Annotated in this window: 14 protein-coding genes and 1 riboswitch; of the genes, 8 read left to right on the forward strand and 6 right to left on the reverse strand. The window is 49.3% G+C overall.

Translation table 11 applies throughout. The annotated features are described in order from the left end of the window. Positions 1 to 122 precede the first annotated feature (122 nt). The 3 genes from Q1A04_RS04440 to lysA all read left to right on the forward strand — a co-directional run bounded on the left by Q1A04_RS04440 (position 123) and on the right by lysA (position 7077). On the forward strand, positions 123 to 4352 hold the full coding sequence (locus Q1A04_RS04440; protein ID WP_299701774.1) for a T9SS type A sorting domain-containing protein: 4230 nt from the start codon (positions 123 to 125) through the stop codon (positions 4350 to 4352). A 255-nt stretch (positions 4353 to 4607) separates the two neighbouring features. After that, positions 4608 to 5939 (forward strand): aspartate kinase, encoded by a 1332-nt coding sequence (locus Q1A04_RS04445; protein WP_299701777.1) that lies wholly within the window; start codon positions 4608 to 4610, stop codon positions 5937 to 5939. Then, a complete protein-coding gene (gene lysA / locus Q1A04_RS04450; protein ID WP_299701779.1) occupies positions 5932 to 7077 on the forward strand; it encodes a diaminopimelate decarboxylase in 1146 nt (381 codons plus the stop codon). The genes Q1A04_RS04445 and lysA overlap by 8 nt, the downstream gene beginning before the upstream one ends. A gap of 95 nt (positions 7078 to 7172) precedes the next feature. Here lysA and Q1A04_RS04455 read toward each other — a convergent pair whose 3' ends face one another. The 4 genes from Q1A04_RS04455 to Q1A04_RS04470 form a co-directional block, all read right to left on the reverse strand. Next, a complete protein-coding gene (locus Q1A04_RS04455) occupies positions 7173 to 7859 on the reverse strand; it encodes a hypothetical protein (protein WP_299701782.1) in 687 nt (228 codons plus the stop codon). Positions 7860 to 8130: 271 nt separating this feature from the next. Continuing rightward, a complete protein-coding gene (locus Q1A04_RS04460; protein WP_299701785.1) occupies positions 8131 to 9384 on the reverse strand; it encodes a homoserine dehydrogenase in 1254 nt (417 codons plus the stop codon). Continuing rightward, on the reverse strand, positions 9365 to 10423 hold the full coding sequence (metX, locus tag Q1A04_RS04465; RefSeq protein WP_299701788.1) for a homoserine O-acetyltransferase: 1059 nt from the start codon (positions 10421 to 10423) through the stop codon (positions 9365 to 9367). Before metX ends, Q1A04_RS04460 begins: the two co-directional genes overlap by 20 nt. Next, entirely contained in the window at positions 10423 to 11757 is a 1335-nt protein-coding gene (locus Q1A04_RS04470; protein WP_299701791.1) for an O-acetylhomoserine aminocarboxypropyltransferase/cysteine synthase family protein, read from the reverse strand. Before Q1A04_RS04470 ends, metX begins: the two co-directional genes overlap by 1 nt. 290 nt (positions 11758 to 12047) lie before the next feature. After that, a riboswitch (SAM riboswitch) is annotated at positions 12048 to 12150 on the reverse strand. Between the two features lie 254 nt (positions 12151 to 12404). On the opposite strand from Q1A04_RS04470, the gene Q1A04_RS04475 reads away from it, so the two are divergent. The 4 genes from Q1A04_RS04475 (at position 12405) to Q1A04_RS04490 (ending at position 16377) form a co-directional block, all read left to right on the forward strand. Then, a complete protein-coding gene (locus Q1A04_RS04475; protein ID WP_299701794.1) occupies positions 12405 to 13889 on the forward strand; it encodes an SDR family oxidoreductase in 1485 nt (494 codons plus the stop codon). Between the two features lie 176 nt (positions 13890 to 14065). Continuing rightward, positions 14066 to 15013 carry a phosphoribosylaminoimidazolesuccinocarboxamide synthase gene (locus Q1A04_RS04480; protein ID WP_299701797.1) on the forward strand — a complete coding sequence of 316 codons (948 nt, stop codon included), beginning with the start codon at positions 14066 to 14068 and terminating at the stop codon, positions 15011 to 15013. A gap of 55 nt (positions 15014 to 15068) precedes the next feature. Beyond that, complete coding sequence (locus Q1A04_RS04485) at positions 15069 to 15446, forward strand: STAS domain-containing protein (RefSeq protein WP_007657896.1); 378 nt, start codon at positions 15069 to 15071, stop codon at positions 15444 to 15446. A gap of 13 nt (positions 15447 to 15459) precedes the next feature. After that, positions 15460 to 16377, forward strand: coding sequence for a ribonuclease Z (locus Q1A04_RS04490; RefSeq protein WP_299701803.1), 918 nt, complete (start codon positions 15460 to 15462; stop codon positions 16375 to 16377). Between the two features lie 17 nt (positions 16378 to 16394). Here Q1A04_RS04490 and Q1A04_RS04495 read toward each other — a convergent pair whose 3' ends face one another. Further along, positions 16395 to 16997, reverse strand: a complete 603-nt coding sequence (locus Q1A04_RS04495) for a hypothetical protein (protein WP_299701805.1) — start codon at positions 16995 to 16997, stop codon at positions 16395 to 16397. Between the two features lie 24 nt (positions 16998 to 17021). Continuing rightward, positions 17022 to 17819, reverse strand: a complete 798-nt coding sequence (locus tag Q1A04_RS04500; protein WP_299701807.1) for a hypothetical protein — start codon at positions 17817 to 17819, stop codon at positions 17022 to 17024. Positions 17820 to 18066: 247 nt separating this feature from the next. Between Q1A04_RS04500 and Q1A04_RS04505 the strand changes: the two genes are divergently transcribed. Then, positions 18067 to 18858, forward strand: coding sequence for a queuosine precursor transporter (locus tag Q1A04_RS04505; RefSeq protein ID WP_299701809.1), 792 nt, complete (start codon positions 18067 to 18069; stop codon positions 18856 to 18858). Positions 18859 to 18876 lie beyond the last annotated feature (18 nt).

Consider the following 18876-nt stretch of genomic DNA (forward strand, 5'->3'; position numbering starts at 1 on the left):
CACCTCGTATAACCCAATACCCTCCACACAGCCAAACCAATTAAGTCTAGTCTTATTGGAGTTGTTTAGGAGTCTATTACCTGACCAAAAATTAACGCTATAACAAACTTTTACCTCATCTTATGAAAAGATCTATACATGCCACGTTGCTGCGGAACTTCCTGCTTACAACTCTCGTCGCTTGGGTATCTTTAACTGCCGCCACAGCCCAAACAGTCACTCCGGGATTAATCGTGCAGCCTGCAACAAATAGCGGAGAGCTTATACTTGATCCGAATGGAGACAATTATATCTCCGTGACAGCAAGCGGCTTCACCGGTACGGCAGACACAGGAGGTGGTATCAGCGAGGTGCCTTACCGCCCTATACCTACTTTAGCTACAGAGCCGCTGGGAGATGTGAAAAACGGAACCGCTGGAGGACATACCGACTTTGCGCCTCCGTCCCCTTTTCAAGTGTACTATACTGGCACTAACCTAATGTTCAGACTTAGAGTAGGCGGGATATCAACCTCAAGAAGAGGTTATAGCATACTTATAGATAGCAATAACAGCTTTGCCGGTACGGGTACGAACCCCGGCTTTGAATTCGAGGTGCTGTTGTCGTCTAATTTCGGCGTGAGTGTTATAAGACATGAAGGCACCTCAAGGCAAACCGTATTCTCAGGAGTTGCCACCCAGTTCTCTCAAAAAGCAGTTGCAGCCTCCACGGGTGGAGGAAATCCAGACTATTTCTATGACTTCTATGTTCCTATTACGGCTTTTAACAATCTGATTTCCCCTTCTACCCCGCTTCGGATGGTGGCTAATACCTTGAATTTAGCCCAAAGCGCCTTGATAGATGCCGGCAACGTGGTAGATGTAGCCGGAGTGGATTTCCGAAGCTACAACCAAAATGCACCGGCAGCGTGGACTGACATCATTAGTACCTTCCCCCCTCTCACGCTCAATGATATAGTGATAAATGAAATCGGACAGATCAGAACATTCGCTCCGGTTATCAGTTCTCCAATCACTACTGCCTCCACCACAATTACAGGTACATCACGTGAGCCTGCAGGAACAACGATCACTGTACTGCGCAACGGAACCGTCATTGGTAACACAACCGTTTTAGCAGGCGGTACGTGGACGCTCACACTGGCCGCTGGTGTAACTTTGGCAGAGGGAGACCAAATAACGGCCACTGCCACAGCAGTAGGCAGGCCAGTTTCTGAAGCATCTAACACGGTAATTGTAATAGGGACCGAATGTGTTACGGCTGCTCCAACATTTACTATAGGTGCTCAGGGTCGTTCATTCTCCGGATCAGGAGCACTTCCCAATGCGACTATCAGGGTTTACCGTAATGGTATTTTACTTGGTACCGAAACAGCAAATGCCGGTGGAAGTTGGACACTCAGGATCTGCCCTCAAGGTGGAACTGGAACAGACGGTTGTATCGGTACAGGGGAGTTCACAGTAACACAGCAAACCAGCACTACTTGCGAGTCGAATCCTTCAGCTCCTGCATATTATGGTCTGACGAATGCCACTCCTGCCCCTACGATCAGTACAGCCCCTGTATGTGTGAGCACAACAACCGTATCAGGTACAGCTGCTGCCGGCTCATTCGTCACGCTCTTCCTTAATGGCAGACCAATCAATCTCGTAACCTCTGCCAACAATGCCTATACTGTACAGGCAGGTACCGACGGTACTTGGAGCCTCAATGCAAACCTTGGCTATGAGGAAGGCGATGAATTATTTGTAAGAGCCAGAACAGCTACTGCCACTTATGGCCAGTCTACCACCGCTACGGTTACGGCTTGCCAGAGCGAAGCGCCAGTCATTACGGGTGAATACTGCGGAACTACAACTACCGTGTCAGGCACTTCCACCGAACCAGAAGGAACTACTGTACAAATTTATGTGGCTGGTGAGCCTGTCGGTGAGCCGGGGGTGGTAAATGCGAGCGGATTTTGGACGGTAACAGGATTAGAAATTCCAGAAGGGACCACCTTCACAGCCAGAGCAACTGCACCGGGCAACACAGAGAGCGAAGACTCTGAGCCAGTTACGGCCACTGTTCAAACCCCTGTGGAAGGCTTAACAATTAATGGCCCGATACAGGAAGGTGCCACCAGCATCACGGGCACTGGCCCAGCCGGGGCTGAACTCACACTCTATATTTCCGGCACGCCTTTCACACCTATCGTCATCCCGCCGGATGGCATATGGAGCCTCACCGGCTTTGCCCGTTCAGAAATATTTGCAGGGGCTGAAATCACTGCAACTGTTACAGCCACTGACCAGTGCGAGAGCACTTTTGCTGATACTGTCATTGTAGAGTGTCTGCCGCTGACCACAACCTTTACGGTTTCATCTGACTCTCCTGATATTATTTGTGGAGGCAGTGGCACTGTCACAGTCGATTTGGCAAACTCACAGTTAGGCGTGATCTATACCTTATTAGTTGATGGAGAAGAATCGGGAGCAGCGGTTCTAGGCACTGGTGATGCGCTCTCGCTTATCTCAGGCGCCATCAACAACGAGGAGGCTGAGGAAATTGAGGTGACCATAGCTGTAAGGGCAAGTAGACTAACGTCCGGCACAGATGCACCCACCAGCTGCACAGCGGTGCTGAATGAAACACTGACTAGAACAGTACTGCCCCAGCCCCCTACAGATTATACAGTTGAGCCGCTTTCAAGCAATGTGTGCGCTGGCTCTTCTCTCACACTTCAGCTAAGTTCTTCTGTTAGTGGCTATACCTATCAGCTGCTGAACGAAGCCACTGGAGAGCTTGTAGGCTCAAGTGTGCCTGGCACTGGTACCGCTATCAATCTATCAACAGGTCCACTTACTACTAATGCCACTTACAGCGTGTTTATCACAAACACAGCTAATGGCTGTACATTCACTGATACAGCACGTTACACAGCTGTTGTCGCAGGACCATCTATAGACAGACCTGTTTTCGCATTAGAAAACAGTGTGTGTGTAGGCGGAACGACCACAATTTTTGTATCTACAGAGCCAAACGCGAATTATACATACAGAGTCTTTAGAGTAGACCCAAATGGCGTGCGTTTGCTCCTCACCTCTTTCACAGGCAATGGCAATGTTATACCAGTACAGTCTGGCGCCCTTCCTATCAATGGTACTTATACTTTCTCTGTAGATGTCACTAGCCCAAGCTGTCTTACAACTCAACTGTTGCAAACTGCTACCGTGGAAACCACTAATAACCCAAGTGAGGCGACTACAGGCGATGACTTCCGCTTGTGCGGCGACGTTGCCATATTAACAGCAAACTCTCCTTCACCTGGAGTAGGTAACTGGAGCGTTGTCCAACAGCCAGGCGGCAGCCCTGAAGTAGAAATTATCAATCGCACAAGCCCAAGCGCTACTGCCAATAACTTAGTTTCTGGTGTTTACATATTTGAATGGACCGTAACAACCACTTGCGGAAACAGCGACCCTGTCGTTGATAGCGATCAGCTGACAGTGACTGTAAATTGCGATGCCACCTACGTGATCGCGCCGCTCAAGTACCGCGACGAATATGTCAGCGGTGACCCGCTTGCCACTGCGGTCGATCCTGACGGTGGTATTATCGCAGCTGTCATTCTAGCTGGAACAGTTCCTCCAGGTGTCGACTTTGATGGTATTACAGGTAATTTCACAGTAGGTGAACCTGAACTGCTGGTAACCGGCAGGTATGCGTTAACCATCAGGCTGACAGATTCATTAGGCGATCAGACAGACCTCACAATTACGCTCGTCATCCAAGAGGACTCCCCTGTCATCATCCCGCTCCCTGTCGAGCTGGTTTACTTCACGGCGTATGTCCGAAACAACCAAGCGCATTTGGAGTGGCTCACGGCTTCGGAGCAGGACAACGACCGCTTTGAGATTGAGCGCAGCCTCGATGCGAAACGATTTGAGAAGATCGGCACGGTGAAAGGCAAAGGCACTACCAGTCTGGAAAGCAAGTACCAGTTCGTGGACCGCACGCCGGTGCAGGGCACCGTATACTACAGACTCAAGCAGGTGGACTTAGACGGAGAGTTTGCTTACAGCAACATAATCGCTGTTTCGGCAGACGGGTTGGCTAATAATCTTGTGACACAGGTATACCCCAACCCATTCCCGGATGTGCTGAAAGTAACCTTGACCGCTCCACAGTCGCAGGCGGCCACCATGACCATCTATGACTTGAACGGTCGCCGTGTGATGTCTAAGAACGTTGATCTCGAACTAGGCGTCAATAACATGGAGCTACAGCTGCAGCAGTTGCAGAGCGGGATGTACATCCTCAAAATCGTGGGCGAAGGACTAGAATCAACCACACGTATCATGAAGCATTAATCTTTAAACACTGCTTTAATTAAAAAAGGGGCAGCTCCCAAAGGGCTGCCCCTTTTCTTTTCATAATATTCTAAGGCGCTTCAGTTAGAAAGCCCCCGAAAATCTTCATTTTTTACTAAATTTGCAGTTTAGAGTCAGTAAGTTTTGTCGCCCCTCGCCAGCTTATGCCCAATTGGTGGGCAACAGCGCAGCAATAATAAACTGGGCGGCTTTAAACATACTGAACTCAAACACTATACATTTCAAACTAACTAGATGAAAGTTTTAAAATTCGGCGGCACTTCGGTAGGTTCGGCCGAAAGAATGAAAGCTGTGGTAGACCTGATTCATGACGGGGAGCCTAAAATCGTAGTGCTGTCGGCTATGTCGGGTACTACCAACCAGCTGGTACAGATCGCTGAGAAGCTTTACCAGAATGCCAACCAAGAAGCCAACGCGCTCATAGATGCGCTGCACGATAAATATAAACAGGTGGTAGAGGAATTCTACACCACTGACGAAAAAAAGAAAGAGGCGCTCGAACTGATCGCCACGCATTTTGACCATATCCGCTCTTTTACGCTGGACCTCTTCACCATTTATGAGGAGCGTGCCGTACTGGCCCAAGGTGAGCTCTTGTCTACGGCCTTGTTCCAGTTCTTCTTGGAGGAGCAGGGTATATCTTCTGTGTTGCTGCCTGCCCTCAACTTCATGAAGATCGATGAGAACGAGGAGCCGGACAATGCCTATATCAGCAAGAACCTGAAGCTGGAGTTGGAGAAATACCCTGATACTAACCTGTTTATCACACAGGGCTACATTTGCCGCAACGCTTTTGGCGAAGTGGATAACTTGAAACGCGGTGGTTCAGATTACTCTGCCTCCCTGATAGGTGCAGCGGCCGATGCCTCCGAAATACAGATCTGGACCGACATAGACGGCATGCACAACAACGATCCGCGCGTCGTGAAAAACACCTTCCCGATCGCGGAGCTGTCTTTCGACGAAGCGGCCGAGTTGGCCTATTTCGGAGCGAAGATTCTGCACCCCTCCAGCGTGTTACCGGCCAAGCAAAAGAACATCCCGGTGCGCCTGCTTAACACCATGCAGCCTGAAGCCCATGGCACTACCATCTCGGCCCAAACCGGACAGGGAGGCATCAAAGCAGTAGCGGCTAAGGATGGTATTACGGCTATCAAAATCAAGTCAGGGCGCATGCTCTTGGCCTATGGTTTCCTTCGCAGCGTTTTCGAGGTGTTCGAAAGGTATAAGACTCCGATCGACATGATCACGACTTCCGAGGTCGCCGTATCGCTTACCATTGACAACCCAAAGTTCCTAACGGAGATCACCCGTGAGCTGCAGGAGTACGGACAGGTAGAAGTGGACCAAGACCAGTCTATCATCTGTGTGGTGGGCGATTTTATTGCGGAGCGCAGTGGCTCAGGCCTTAAGATATTCGAGTCACTTAAAGATATTCCGCTTCGCATGATCTCCTATGGCGGGAGCAAGAATAACATCAGTTTATTGATTAACACAACCGATAAAGAAAGATCCCTGATCCAATTGAATGAGGGCATCTTTGAAAGGAATACCAACAATGCTTAATCTTTCTGTACAGGAGTTGCAACAGCACGCCACTCCTTTCTATGTATACGACCTCGACCTGTTGCGCCAGACACTGCAGCAGGCCAGCCAAGAGGCCGCTAAATACAATTTTCAGGTGCACTACGCCATGAAGGCGAACACGAACAGCCCGATTCTGAACGAGATGCGCGCCGTGGGCTTTGGAGCTGACTGCGTGAGTGGCAACGAGGTGAAATGCGCCATCGCAAATGGATTTCCAGCACACCATGTGGTGTTTGCCGGTGTGGGCAAGTCCGACGCCGAAATAAACTTTGCGCTGGATCAGGACATTTTCTGCTTCAACTGCGAGTCGAGCCATGAGCTGACCGTGCTAAACGAACTGGCGGAGGCAAAAGGCAAAACAGCCCGCATAGCGTTGCGCATCAACCCAAACGTGAATGCCAATACGCACAAGTACATCACAACCGGACTCGAGGAAAACAAGTTCGGCATCAACGCATGGGAATTGCCCGATGTTCTGGCGCTGCTCAAAACACTGCCGAACCTGTCGCTGATCGGTCTGCATTTCCACATCGGCTCTCAGATCACGGACTTATCGGCTTTCCGCAACTTGTGCACGCGTGTGAACGAATTTCAGGACTGGTTCGAGTCGCAGCAGGTACAGTTGGAGCACATCAACGTAGGTGGTGGACTCGGCGTGGACTACTACAACCCGGACGATCAGCCTATACCTGATTTTGAGGCTTACTTTTCGCTCTTCAATCAGTTTCTGGAGGTGCGCCCTAATCAGCAGGTTCATTTTGAACTCGGCAGAGCATTAGTTGCTCAGAGTGGTACACTCATTTCCAAGGTGCTCTACATCAAGAAAGGAGTATCAACCAATTTCGCCATTCTAGACGCTGGCATGACCGAGTTGATCCGCCCGGCGCTGTACCAGTCTTACCATAAGATCGAGAACCTGAGCAGCAAGGGCACTGAGGAGCGCTATGACGTGGTGGGTCCCATCTGCGAGTCATCTGACTGTTTCGGCAAAGCAGTGGTACTGCCTGAAACGAATCGTGGCGATCTGATCGCGATCCGTACGGCCGGTGCCTATGGCGAAGTGATGGCCTCGTCTTACAACTTGCGTGATAAGGCCGCTGCCATATACCTTGGTTAAGAATCAGCAAAGCTGCATAAAAAAGAAAGCCCCGGTTCTGTAGAAAGAACCGGGGCTTTCGCACTCTTAACCCAAAACCATCACACATAAAATCTTTACAGCGGGAGCGATACTACAAAATCGGGCTCGGCGTGCTTTACAAGCGGCTGCTTATGGAAAAAGTTAGCCATTTCAAGTGCGTTTCCGCGGGAGTTCTTGTCGGCACGCAGCACAAAGGTATCTTCGCTCAAAGCCGTTATCAGTTCGGTACCGGTCGCATTGGCCAACCGATTCAGCACATCATTGGCTGGCTGGCGCCCAGCTTCCACCGTTACGATAAATTCGTTGGATATACCCAGCAGTTGTCCATCGCCTGTTTCAAAAAACGGAGCAGCATAGCTTACGGCAGGGTCCTTGGCCATCTGAGCAATAGCCGCCTCCGCCTGTTGACAGTTTAAGCCATCTACTAACTGGATCGGGTATAAGCGTGCAGAGTTAGAATGCACGGCCTGTCCCAAGCTTTGCACAAATCCGTGGCGCTGTGTAGCCTCACTGATCTGTTCTATACTTAAGTCATCTGTAAAAGCAACCAGTATCTTTCTAGTGTAGACCAGACCCAAATCCTTTTGCTCGTCTTTATAATAATAAGTTTGATTGATACAGGAGCCTCCTGCTGCCTTAATCGGATTTAGCAACCCCGGATCAAACCGCACATTACGAATGGGGGTCGCGTTGTCGTAGCGACAGGAGGAAAATATGATTATAAAGAGTAGAGAGCCTAGCCAGGGTATATTGATTTTCATCGCTGTTTTGTTATGTATCGTCCATGAATAATCTTTGTACGATAGTATAACCGGAAACAGACGAAAATATCCTCGTTATTTATTCAAATATTTTAACATATCTCTCAACTAACTAGTTGGCAACATATTACACACGCTCTATTTAAAATAAGTACAAAATAATAGATAAATTGTCAAATAAAGCAAATTGAATTATTCTTATAAGCTCAATTTAGAATAAAGCTGGACCAGCCTCTATATTTCCCAGTAACTTCATTTGGCCAGAAACTCATTAAGCAGGCACTGCCGTTGCACTGGTCAAAGCGCTAAACAAATGTTTAGAAGGTATAGATTTAGGTATAGCCGCTACAAATACCCTTTGCCTTTTCAATGCATCTTGGTGCAGCTTCAATTGCTGCGGTTCCACAGAAACTACTGCCTGCCTCAAGTCGGAAGATTGGTACAATGCCGTAGCCTTCAGTAGGTTCAGAAGGTCCAAACTTAACCTATCCTTACTTTCCAACAGCAGCGTAAGCGGCTCTTCACCCATTGCAACGGCGGCTTTACTTGCACACAGCTTCGGGTAGGTATAGCGGTATCCGCGTACAGCTGAAGTGATATCAGCCCATACCGCCGAACCAGTCGGGTGACTGCCCGCACCACGCCCTTTCAGGAATTGCTGTCCTGCAAACTGTGCATTTATCTCGATTCCATTGAATTCTGCCTCGACCCCGTACAGGGCGTCGGTTTCAGGTATCCATGTTGGAAGCACTTGCAAGGAGACCTGCGTTGTGCTTACTGCTTTAAGTGAGCCCACCAGCTTGATGCGGCAACCGAATGCAGCGGCCAATTCTATAGCTTCCGCTGAAATGTGGTTGATACCAAAGTGAAGTACCTCATCCGGATGCACCAGCACCCCATAGGCATGCGCTGCCAAAATACAGAGCTTATGCAAAGCGTCTGTTCCCTCTACGTCCAAGGACGGATCGGCCTCTGCAAAGCCCAACTCCTGTGCCTGCTCCAGAGCGAACTGGTAACTGCCTCGCTCAGTGTGCAGCTTGCTTAATATATAATTAGAGGAGCCATTGAGTATCCCTCGCACCTCCACCAGTGGCTCTGATCCATAATAGGCTTCGAGTGTGCGTAGCACAGGTATACTACCACACACGGAAGCTTCGTAAAGCAGTACGCCACCGTACTTCTGTTGCAAACTGATCAGCTCAGGCAAATTTTCGGCGATCACTTTTTTATTAGCCGATATTACCGTTCTACCTTGCTGCAGGGTCTGCCTAAGTATAGCGAGCGCCTCCTTCGGATCGCTGATCAGTTCAGCAATAATATCGAGACTTGTATCCTGCAGCACCTCCTGCACATTGTAGGTAAAGGCGGATGCTGGCAGCGTACGGGGCTTCTCTTTGTCCTTCACACAGATGCTTCCTATTTCCCAGCCAAGGTGCCGGTTAGCTTCCACCACGTCGTAGAGTCCTTGCCCTACGCAGCCGAAACCTATCAGCCCGATTCGTTTTTTAAACTTCTGTATTTTCATAGTGTATGTGCTTTACTTTTTCTGTTTCATAAAATTCCCGGATGGCCTGCGTGAGCTGTACCGTTTCTACTAAAAAGCCGTCGTGTCCGTAGCCGGAGTGGAGCAGCGTAAACTGAGAGTCCGGTACCAGTCTATGCAGCTGCTCTTGCTCCTCTTTGGGGAAAAGCAGATCGGTGTCTACCCCGACAAAAAGCGTTTTGGCCTGAAGTCGCTCCAAAGCTTTCTTGACTCCTCCCCTATCCCGGCCAATGTTGTGGGAATCCATGGCTTTGGAGAGCAGCCAGTAGGTATAAGCATTGAAGCGTTTGGCTAGTTTTTCGCCTTGGTATACCTGATAAGATGCTGCCCTAAAATTATCGGTGATGCTGTTGCCCGGCTCCTGCTGACTTGCCTCGTAGCAGGTATAGTGTCTGTAAGAAAGCATGGCTATGGCACGGGCCGTTGTGAGACCTGCTATACCTGCCTCGCTCGAATTAGTCTGCCAAGTCGGGTCCTGCCGGATGGCCATGCGCTGGCTTTCGTTAAAGGCGATTCCCCATGCCGAATGCCGCGCATTGGAAGCTACCTGAATCAGATTCCTGAAAACCTCCGGTTGCAAAATGGCCCATTCCAGCGCCTGTTGTCCTCCCAGCGAGCCGCCAAGCAAGGTATGGACGTGCGCTATACCTAGGTCCTGCCGCAGCAGATCGAAGGCCCCCACGATATCTCGGTTGGTGAGCTGCGGGAAACTGTGGTAATACGGCTGCAGCGTCTGTGGATTAACCGACAGTGGACCGGTGGATCCATAGCAGCCGCCCAGTGTATTGGCGCAAATCACAAACCAGTCAGCGGGATTGTAAAGTTTACCTTCGCCGAACAGCCCGGCCCACCAATCGGTGAAGTCGGAACTGCCGGTGAGGGCATGGCATATCCACAGCACGTTGCTTCGGTCTTGGTTGAGTTGTCCATAAGTTGTATAAGCCAACTGGAAGCCGGGAAGAAATGACCCAGACTCCAGCTGGAATCTTTTCTGATAGTGATAAACTAATTGTTCGGGCATTATGCTTCGTTCAAAACGGTTTGTTCATGTTGCTGACCTACTTTGGCAAAAGCTTGCTCAAGGTCAGCTTTGATATCATCGAGGTGCTCTATACCTGCGGATAGCCGCAGTAGCGTTGGTGTCACACCTGCACTCTGCTGCTCGGTTTCCGACAGCTGCTGGTGCGTGGTAGAGGCTGGATGTATGATTAGGGTTTTGGCGTCGCCTACGTTGGCCAGGTGACTCACCAGTTGCAGGCTGTTCACGAAGACTTCCGCCTGTTTCTTGTCGCCTTTCAGGTTGAAAGAGAGCACACCTCCGAAACCACGCTTGAGGTATTTCTTTGCCAAGCCGTGGTACTTGCTGGACTGCAGTCCCGGGTAGTTCACGCTTTCCACCTGCTCGTGCTGCTCCAGCCATTCGGCCAGTGCCTGCGCATTCTGCACGGTGCGGTCCACGCGAAGAGAAAGTGTTTCCAAGCCCTGCAGCAGCAGGAAAGAATTAAAAGGGCTCAGTGCCGGACCGAAGTCACGCAGGCCCTCTACTCTTGCTCTGATAGAGAAGGCGATGTTGCCGAATGGGCCGTCCGTGCCAAAAACTTCCCAGAAGTTAAGTCCGTGATAACCATCAGACGGCTCTGAGAACTGCGGAAACTTGCCATTTCCCCAGTTGAAATTGCCGCCATCTACGATCACACCGCCAATGCTGGTACCGTGTCCGCCGATCCATTTGGTAGCCGACTCCACCACCACGTTGGCCCCATGCTCAATTGGCCTGAACAGGTAGCCGCCTGCCCCAAAGGTATTGTCCACCACCAGCGGAATATCATGCGCCTTGGCTACTGCAGCGATGGCTTCGAAATCAGGTATGTTGAAGCGCGGGTTCCCGATTGTTTCCACATAAATCGCTTTGGTGTTTTCATCGATCAGCTGCGAATAGCTTTCAGGTTCGTCGCTGTCGGTGAAGCGCGCCTCTATACCTAATCTTTTAAAAGAAACCTTGAATTGGTTGTAAGTACCGCCGTAGAGGTAACTGGTGGATACAAAATTGTCGCCGGCCTGCAGAATGTTATTGAGCGCGATGAACTGCGCTGCCTGTCCCGAGGCTACCGCCACAGCTGCCACACCACCTTCCAAAGCGGCAATGCGTTTCTCAAACACATCAGTGGTCGGGTTCATGATGCGGGTATAGATATTACCGAACTCCTTCAAAGCAAACAGGTTAGCACCGTGCTCGGCGTCTTTGAAAACATAGGAAGAAGTCTGGTAGATCGGCACGGCACGAGAACGGGTAGTTGGGTCGATTTCTTGGCCAGCGTGTAGTTGAAGTGTCTCGAAATGAAGTGAATTAGACATAGTTGTTTAGTTTAAAATTTGGAAAAATACAGAATAGATTAGCTTGTTTTAAGACAAGAAGGAAGAAGAGGCTACAGCCGTCTGCTCACAGGCTATACCTGTGGCTCGGCGTAATTGCAGCAATACAATGGGAGTTGGTCGCGCTAGCAACAGCAGCGACAACACATGCACATTCGGCTACAGCGGGTAGTAGCGAAAGTATAAGCATGCGAAATAACAGGTAGTTGAGCTGCCGGTGTAGAAAACAATAGAAGTTGCGTTGGCTTGGTTCCCTTTTCCATAACGTTATCAATTTATATACATCCGGACTTCCGGAATCAGGAATTAGCACCTTGCCTGAGGCTGGTTGCTAGCGTTTCACAGAGCCTGTCTCTCCACGCTTCTTTATAAATCGATACCCACAAGGGATATCAGACTTGATGATGCAAACTTAGAGCAGCATTTTAAATAATCCAAATTTTTAATTTAAATAATTTTAAGATCACCGAAAAATCAATTTAACAACTCTGTATAACAACAACTTACACACGTTATTATATCTGACTGATATACCCATTAATTCATTATCTTTGAATAAGATAATTACTCAGGAATAACAATCCTAAGCTATACCTGTTGTGCAGGTATAAACTACCTGACAGACACGAATGAAAATACTCCTGACCGGCGCAAACGGCTACATTGGCAAACGACTCCTGCCTGTGCTGATAGAAGCACAGCACGAAGTGGTTTGCCTTGTCCGGGACCCGCGCCGCTTCGAGGTACCTGACAGTCTGCAGGGCAAAATTCAAGTGGTAAAAGGAGATTTGCTCAATCCGGAAACTTTAGAGCATCTGCCGCGGGATATTGAAGCGGCCTACTATCTGGTGCACTCCATGGGCTCCGGCTCAGCGGACTTTGAATCGGCTGAAAAAAAATCGGCTGCCAACTTCGTCAGCTACCTCAACACGACCAGCGCAAAGCAGCTCATCTACCTTAGCGGTATTGCCAATGATGATCACTTGTCTAAGCACCTGACTTCCCGCCGGCAGGTAGAGGATGTGCTCGCGCAGGCGAAAGCTTCGCTTACGGTGCTAAGGGCCGCGATCATTATCGGATCGGGCAGTGCCTCCTTTGAGATCATCCGTGACCTAGTGGAGAAACTGCCGGTGATGGTGACACCCCGCTGGCTCAACTCCCGTTGCCAGCCTATTGCGATACGCGATGTCATGTTTTACCTGACTGCCGTACTTGGCCGTGAAGACTGCTATGATAAACGTTTCGAGATCGGCGGGCCTGATGTGCTTACCTACAAGCAAATGTTGCTGCAACTTGCCAAGGTCCGACACCTGAAGCGGCGCATCTATACTTTACCGGTGCTCACACCCAAGCTCTCCTCCTACTGGCTGTACTTTGTCACGAGCACCAATTACGCGCTGGCCCGCAGTCTGGTGGAGAGTCTGCGCAACGATGCGGTGGTGAAAGACAGCAGTATACAGCAACTTATTCCACACAAGTGTTTGAGTTACGAGAGTGCTCTTAATCTGGCTTTTACCAAGATGGAGCAGAACATGGTGGTGTCGAGTTGGAAGGATGCACTGGTGAGTGGCAGCATGCAAAACAACTTCATGGATTTTGTACAAATTCCAGAACATGGCGTGCTCACCGACCGGCAGCGCATGCGCTTTAACAGAGACCCCGAAGAGGTGATGGATAACATCCTGCGCATTGGCGGTGAGCGTGGCTGGTATAAGACGGACTTCCTGTGGGAGATACGCGGCTTGCTCGACAAGATGGTAGGCGGTGTAGGTTTGCAGCGCGGCAGACGGCACCCCTCAGATGTTCGCGCCGGCGATTCCATCGATTTTTGGCGCGTACTGGCCGTTGACCACAAGGCGTATCGCCTCTTGCTATATGCTGAAATGAAGCTACCCGGCGAAGCTTGGCTGCAGTTTAAAATTTGCCGCGAGGCCGACGGAAACTACCTCGAGCAACTGGCCGCCTTCCGACCCGACGGCTTGGCAGGCAGGCTGTACTGGTATGCCATGCTACCATTTCATTTTATTATTTTTAGAGGAATGGCAAATAACATCATCCGTTACGAAGACCCGCCAGTATCGAAAGTTCCAACATTGGATAAACATTCTAAATAATGTACAAACAATAGATTTCATAATATAAAACTATAGCTATACTTAAGAGTATACAGCAATGTCTCAACTCAGATGATTATCCTTTCTGCGAAGGCATTTCACATTTATACCTATACCTTATAAGTCTCAGCGACAAAAATATTTTAACTTTGCCTTTCTCTAACCCAACAGACCTAATGGAGGCCATAAAAGAAACTAACTTCTCCTTCGCCGGGCAGACCGGATTTTATAGAGGCAAGGTACGCGATGTTTATTATTTTGAGGACCGTTTAGCGGTAGTAGCCACCGATCGTATCTCAGCATTTGACGTGGTATTGCCAAGAGCTATACCTTATAAAGGACAGGTTTTAAACCAAATAGCGAGCATAAACCTAAAAGCTACTTCGGACATTGTGCCGAATTGGGTGTTGTCTACGCCAGACCCGAATGTAACAATCGGTTACCGTTGCGACCCCTACAAAGTGGAGATGGTGATCAGAGGTTATTTGGCTGGACACGCTTGGCGCGAGTATAAGGCTGGCAAACGCAGTGTGTGCGGTGTAGCTTTGCCAGAAGGCCTACGCGAGAATGATAGACTGCCGGAGCCGATCATCACCCCGACGACCAAAGCGGACGAAGGGCATGACGAGGATATCTCCCGTGAAGAAATTCTGGCAAAAGACATTGTATCTGAGCAAGAATATATTAAATTAGAAGCTTATACCCGGGCGCTCTATGCCAGAGGCACAGAGCTGGCCGCACAGCGCGGACTGATACTGGTGGATACCAAGTACGAGTTCGGCAGCTACAACGGCGAGGTATACCTGATCGATGAGATCCATACGCCGGACTCTTCGCGCTACTTTTACCTCGAAGGGTATGAAGCGCGACAGCAGAACGGCGAGGCGCAGAAACAGTTGTCAAAGGAGTTTGTGCGCCAATGGCTGATCGAACATGACTTTCAAGGAAAAGAAGATCAGACTGTGCCTGAAATGACCGATGAAGTGGTGAATAGCATTTCGGACCGCTACATCGAACTTTACGAGGTTTTCACAGGGCAGCCTTTTCATAAAGAGAGTTATGATAATGTGCTCTCACGCATTGAGAATCACATAGTGGAAAACATTTTTAACAAGAAAAATTAGAATTATTAACGTGGATTTTGGTACATTCGCGTTTAAATCCTTTACTGGTAGATCTATGAAGTACACGATTGATAAGAAAGAAAACTACACGATTATCACGATAGACGAGAAGAAACTGGATACTTCAATCGCTCCGGATTTAAAATCTGAGTTCGTGAAATTGAATGCTGAAGGGATCACCAATCTGATTCTTGACCTTAATAACGTAAAATACACTGACTCTTCGGGACTGAGCTCTATCCTGATCGCTAACAGACTTTGCAACTCGTCTAACGGCTTGCTTATCCTGACTAGCCTGCAGGACCACGTGATGAAGTTGATCACAATCTCTAAACTTGAGTCTGTGCTTAACATCCTTCCTACGGTGGAAGAGGCGATTGACCGCGTGTTTCTGCACGAGATCGAGCAGGACCTGACCAACAAGGAAGACTAGTTATACCTACTTTGTGGATTTCGAACTCAGGATACTCGGAAGTTCGTCGGCCACACCCTCGGCAAACCGGCACCATACCGCCCAATTGCTGACCATCGACAATCAGCTTCATCTGATTGATTGCGGAGAAGGAACCCAAATGCAGCTGATGCTTTACAAGATAAAGCATCAGCGCATTTCTAATATCTACATCAGCCACCTGCACGGCGACCATTACTTTGGTCTGGCAGGTTTGCTCTCCACCATGCACCTGCAGGGCCGTCCACAGCCGCTGCATCTCTTCGGCCCTCCCGGCCTTTCCGAAATCCTCAGTCTGCAACTTAAGTACTCCGGCACCAACCTATGCTACAAGCTTATTTTTCATGAGCTTGACACGACCAGCTACCGCAAAATTTACGAGGACAAAAAGATCACGGTGCACACCATTCCGATGGAGCACCGCATCCCCTGCTGTGGCTTTCTGTTCCGCGAGAAGCCAAAGCCGCGTCCACTGATCAAAGAGAACCTGCCCGGCTTCCTCACGCCGCCACAGCTGGTGCGTCTGAAGTGGGGAGAGGACATACGCGACGAACAAGGCAATGTGCTGGTGCGCAACTCCGTAGTAACACTGGAGCCGAAGCGCAGCCGCAGCTACGCTTACTGTGCAGACAGCAGGTATAAACCAGACCTACTCCCCTATCTGAAAGGCGTGGACCTGCTCTACCACGAAGCCACCTTCACCGATGAACTACGAGATCGGGCGCACTATACCTTCCACAGCACCGCCCGACAGGCTGCTGAAATGGCCGTCGCCGCACAGGTGCGCCACTTGCTACTGGGCCACTTCTCGGTGCGCTACAAAAACCTAACACCCCTGCTTACAGAAGCACAGGAAATCTTCCCGAGAACTGATCTAGCTGTTGAGGGGAGCATCTTTTGTGTGCGCGAATAAGATGTAGCTATACCTAGCTAATGTGCCATTTGCGCTATTTTATCGAGTGGCAGGCTATTGGCCATTTTCAGGATGCTGTCCTCTTTTGCGTTGTCGGCAGTAAGGGTCAATAGTGTGTTCTGCAAAGGAATTTGCAGTTCATACCCAGATGGAGTTCCTTCCATACCCTCCACTTTATTCAGCACCGCTTTGTAGCCTTGCACCTTCACCACCTTCTGGCTACCATCACCGGAATTGCCTATAAATGGCAAAGCCAGTACCGCCTGTAGCGAGTTGATCAGTGGTGAATTGTTGATGATGTCCACCGTGACCTGATTGGAAGCTGGCCCATAGCTACGGTGCACGAACAAGCCCATGCCCATACCTGAACCGCCACCGGTTACATCATCTTCTTTCAGATTAGGACTGCGGTCTTCCATTTTCACCGGAAGCATCTTGAGTATTTCCTTACCAATTTCCGCATCGAGGCTACGGAGCATCTGTTCCATTGCAAAGCGCGAACTGCTCAGATCACCTGAGGTATAAGAGGTTTTTGCCTCTGCTAGGCTTTTGCTGAAATCCTGACTAAACGCTGCAAGAGGCAGGAAAGTGAGCAGGAATAGAGTAGCTATAGTTTTCATGTTATTTTTCATATTAAAAATTTCTTACTTCTCTCCCAGCATTTTCTTTATCCCATCGATGTCCACACTATTGGCCGCCGCCATCATCTCCTGTTCGTTTTTGAAGTTGACACCCTCGTAGATCAGTACCGATGACTGCCCCATGGGCACCGTCAGCTTATACCCACTGGCGTCATCATATTCGATCACCGCACGATGCCCTTTTACTTTGGTTTGTTTCCAGTTCTGCTGCTCGCCTGATGTTTGGGTATGGCCACCGTTGGCCAAGTACATGTTCACCGCCGATAGCATTACCGCATTATTGGCCACTAACACCCGTAGCTCTTTCTCGTTGTTGTCGGTATACTGGCGCATGATCGTTAGCCCGGTCCATCCCCAACCGCTACTGGCCACTCGCTCGACATTGTCATCCTTGCTTAGTCCGCTAATTGACTCAGGCAGCGACTTAAGTATTTTCTGTCCGATTTCCAGCTCAACGCCTAGCATGGCTTGCTGCACTGCATAGCGAGCCTCCCCATATGTACCGGCCTTAAAAGCTTTGTCGGCATCCGTCAGAAAGGCTTTTACATCAGGTGGCGTCGAGATAAGGCCTTCACCTCCTTTATTCCTTGCCCTGCCCGAGTTGGAGCTGCTGGAAGCCGCACTTTCATTTGGAGAACCACCGCCTATACCTGTTTTATCCTCGATCGTTTTATCCAAAGCCTTCTCGGCTAGGTTGTTAGCTTTTTGTTTAAGCTTGTTTAGCATACCACCCTGTGCAAAGGCCTCTCCCGACCCAAAACACAAAAGCAGTAGTATAGCACCTGTAAATGTCTTTTTCATAATGTTGCGAATGGTTATTACAAGGAAATTGCAAACAACAATTTAGCTTTTTACCAATTTTAAATAAAACTATTTTTATATTTATTAGTAACCTATCAATTATTTTTATTGAATGCTTGGGAATTTTTGGTGAGAGTAATGAGTCAATCCCTAGCCTGAAAACCCTAATGGACTAAAGCTGCTGACAGGTATATTTGATTTAGCGAACCAGAACTTGTAAACTTGCTGCGATAAGCAAATCCGACCTATGGCGGCAACTCCTTCCCTCGAGAAAAAACGCACCAATCTCTTCCTCGTCCTGAGTGGCATCTTTCTAGCCAATGCCCTATTAGCTGAGCTAATCGGTGTGAAAATATTTTCTGCGGAGGCACTATTTGGGATGTCGGGTGCCCAGATCGGTATTATGGGTGAGAAGTTCGACTTCAACCTCACGGCGGGTGTCATCATTTGGCCAGTCGTGTTTGTAACTACCGACATCATCAATGAGTACTTTGGCAAGGAGGGCGTCAAGAAGGTCAGCATTCTGACCGTCATCCTGATTCTATATGCCTTCCTAGTCATCACCATCGTGACAGGCCTGCCACCTGCCGCTTTTTGGCTGGAGCTAAATAATCAAGACGCCGAAGGTAACCCCTTCAATATCGACTTTGCTTTTAACTCCATTTACCGGCAGGGGCTGGGCATCATCATTGGTTCGGTGGTGGCTTTTTTAATCTCGCAGTTTCTGGATGCGACCGTATTTCATTGGCTCCGTAGCTTCACAGGGAGCAGCAAAATCTGGCTTCGGGCGACGGGCTCTACACTGGTCTCGCAGCTGATCGATAGTGTAGTCGTGCTCTTTGTGGCTTTCTATATTTTCGGGAATTGGCCCCTTTCGCTGGTTATGTCGGTGGCCGCGATCAATTATATGTATAAATTTTTCATTGCCGTCGCCCTCACCCCCTTGCTATACCTAGCGCATTATCTAATAGACGGTTACCTCGGCCACCGCACCGCCGAAACCATGATAGAAGTAGCGGCCGAGGAGAGCAAAGAATAGCCTGTATTACAAATAAAT

The sequence above is a fragment of the uncultured Pontibacter sp. genome (assembly GCF_947499215.1).
Taxonomy (GTDB): domain Bacteria; phylum Bacteroidota; class Bacteroidia; order Cytophagales; family Hymenobacteraceae; genus Pontibacter.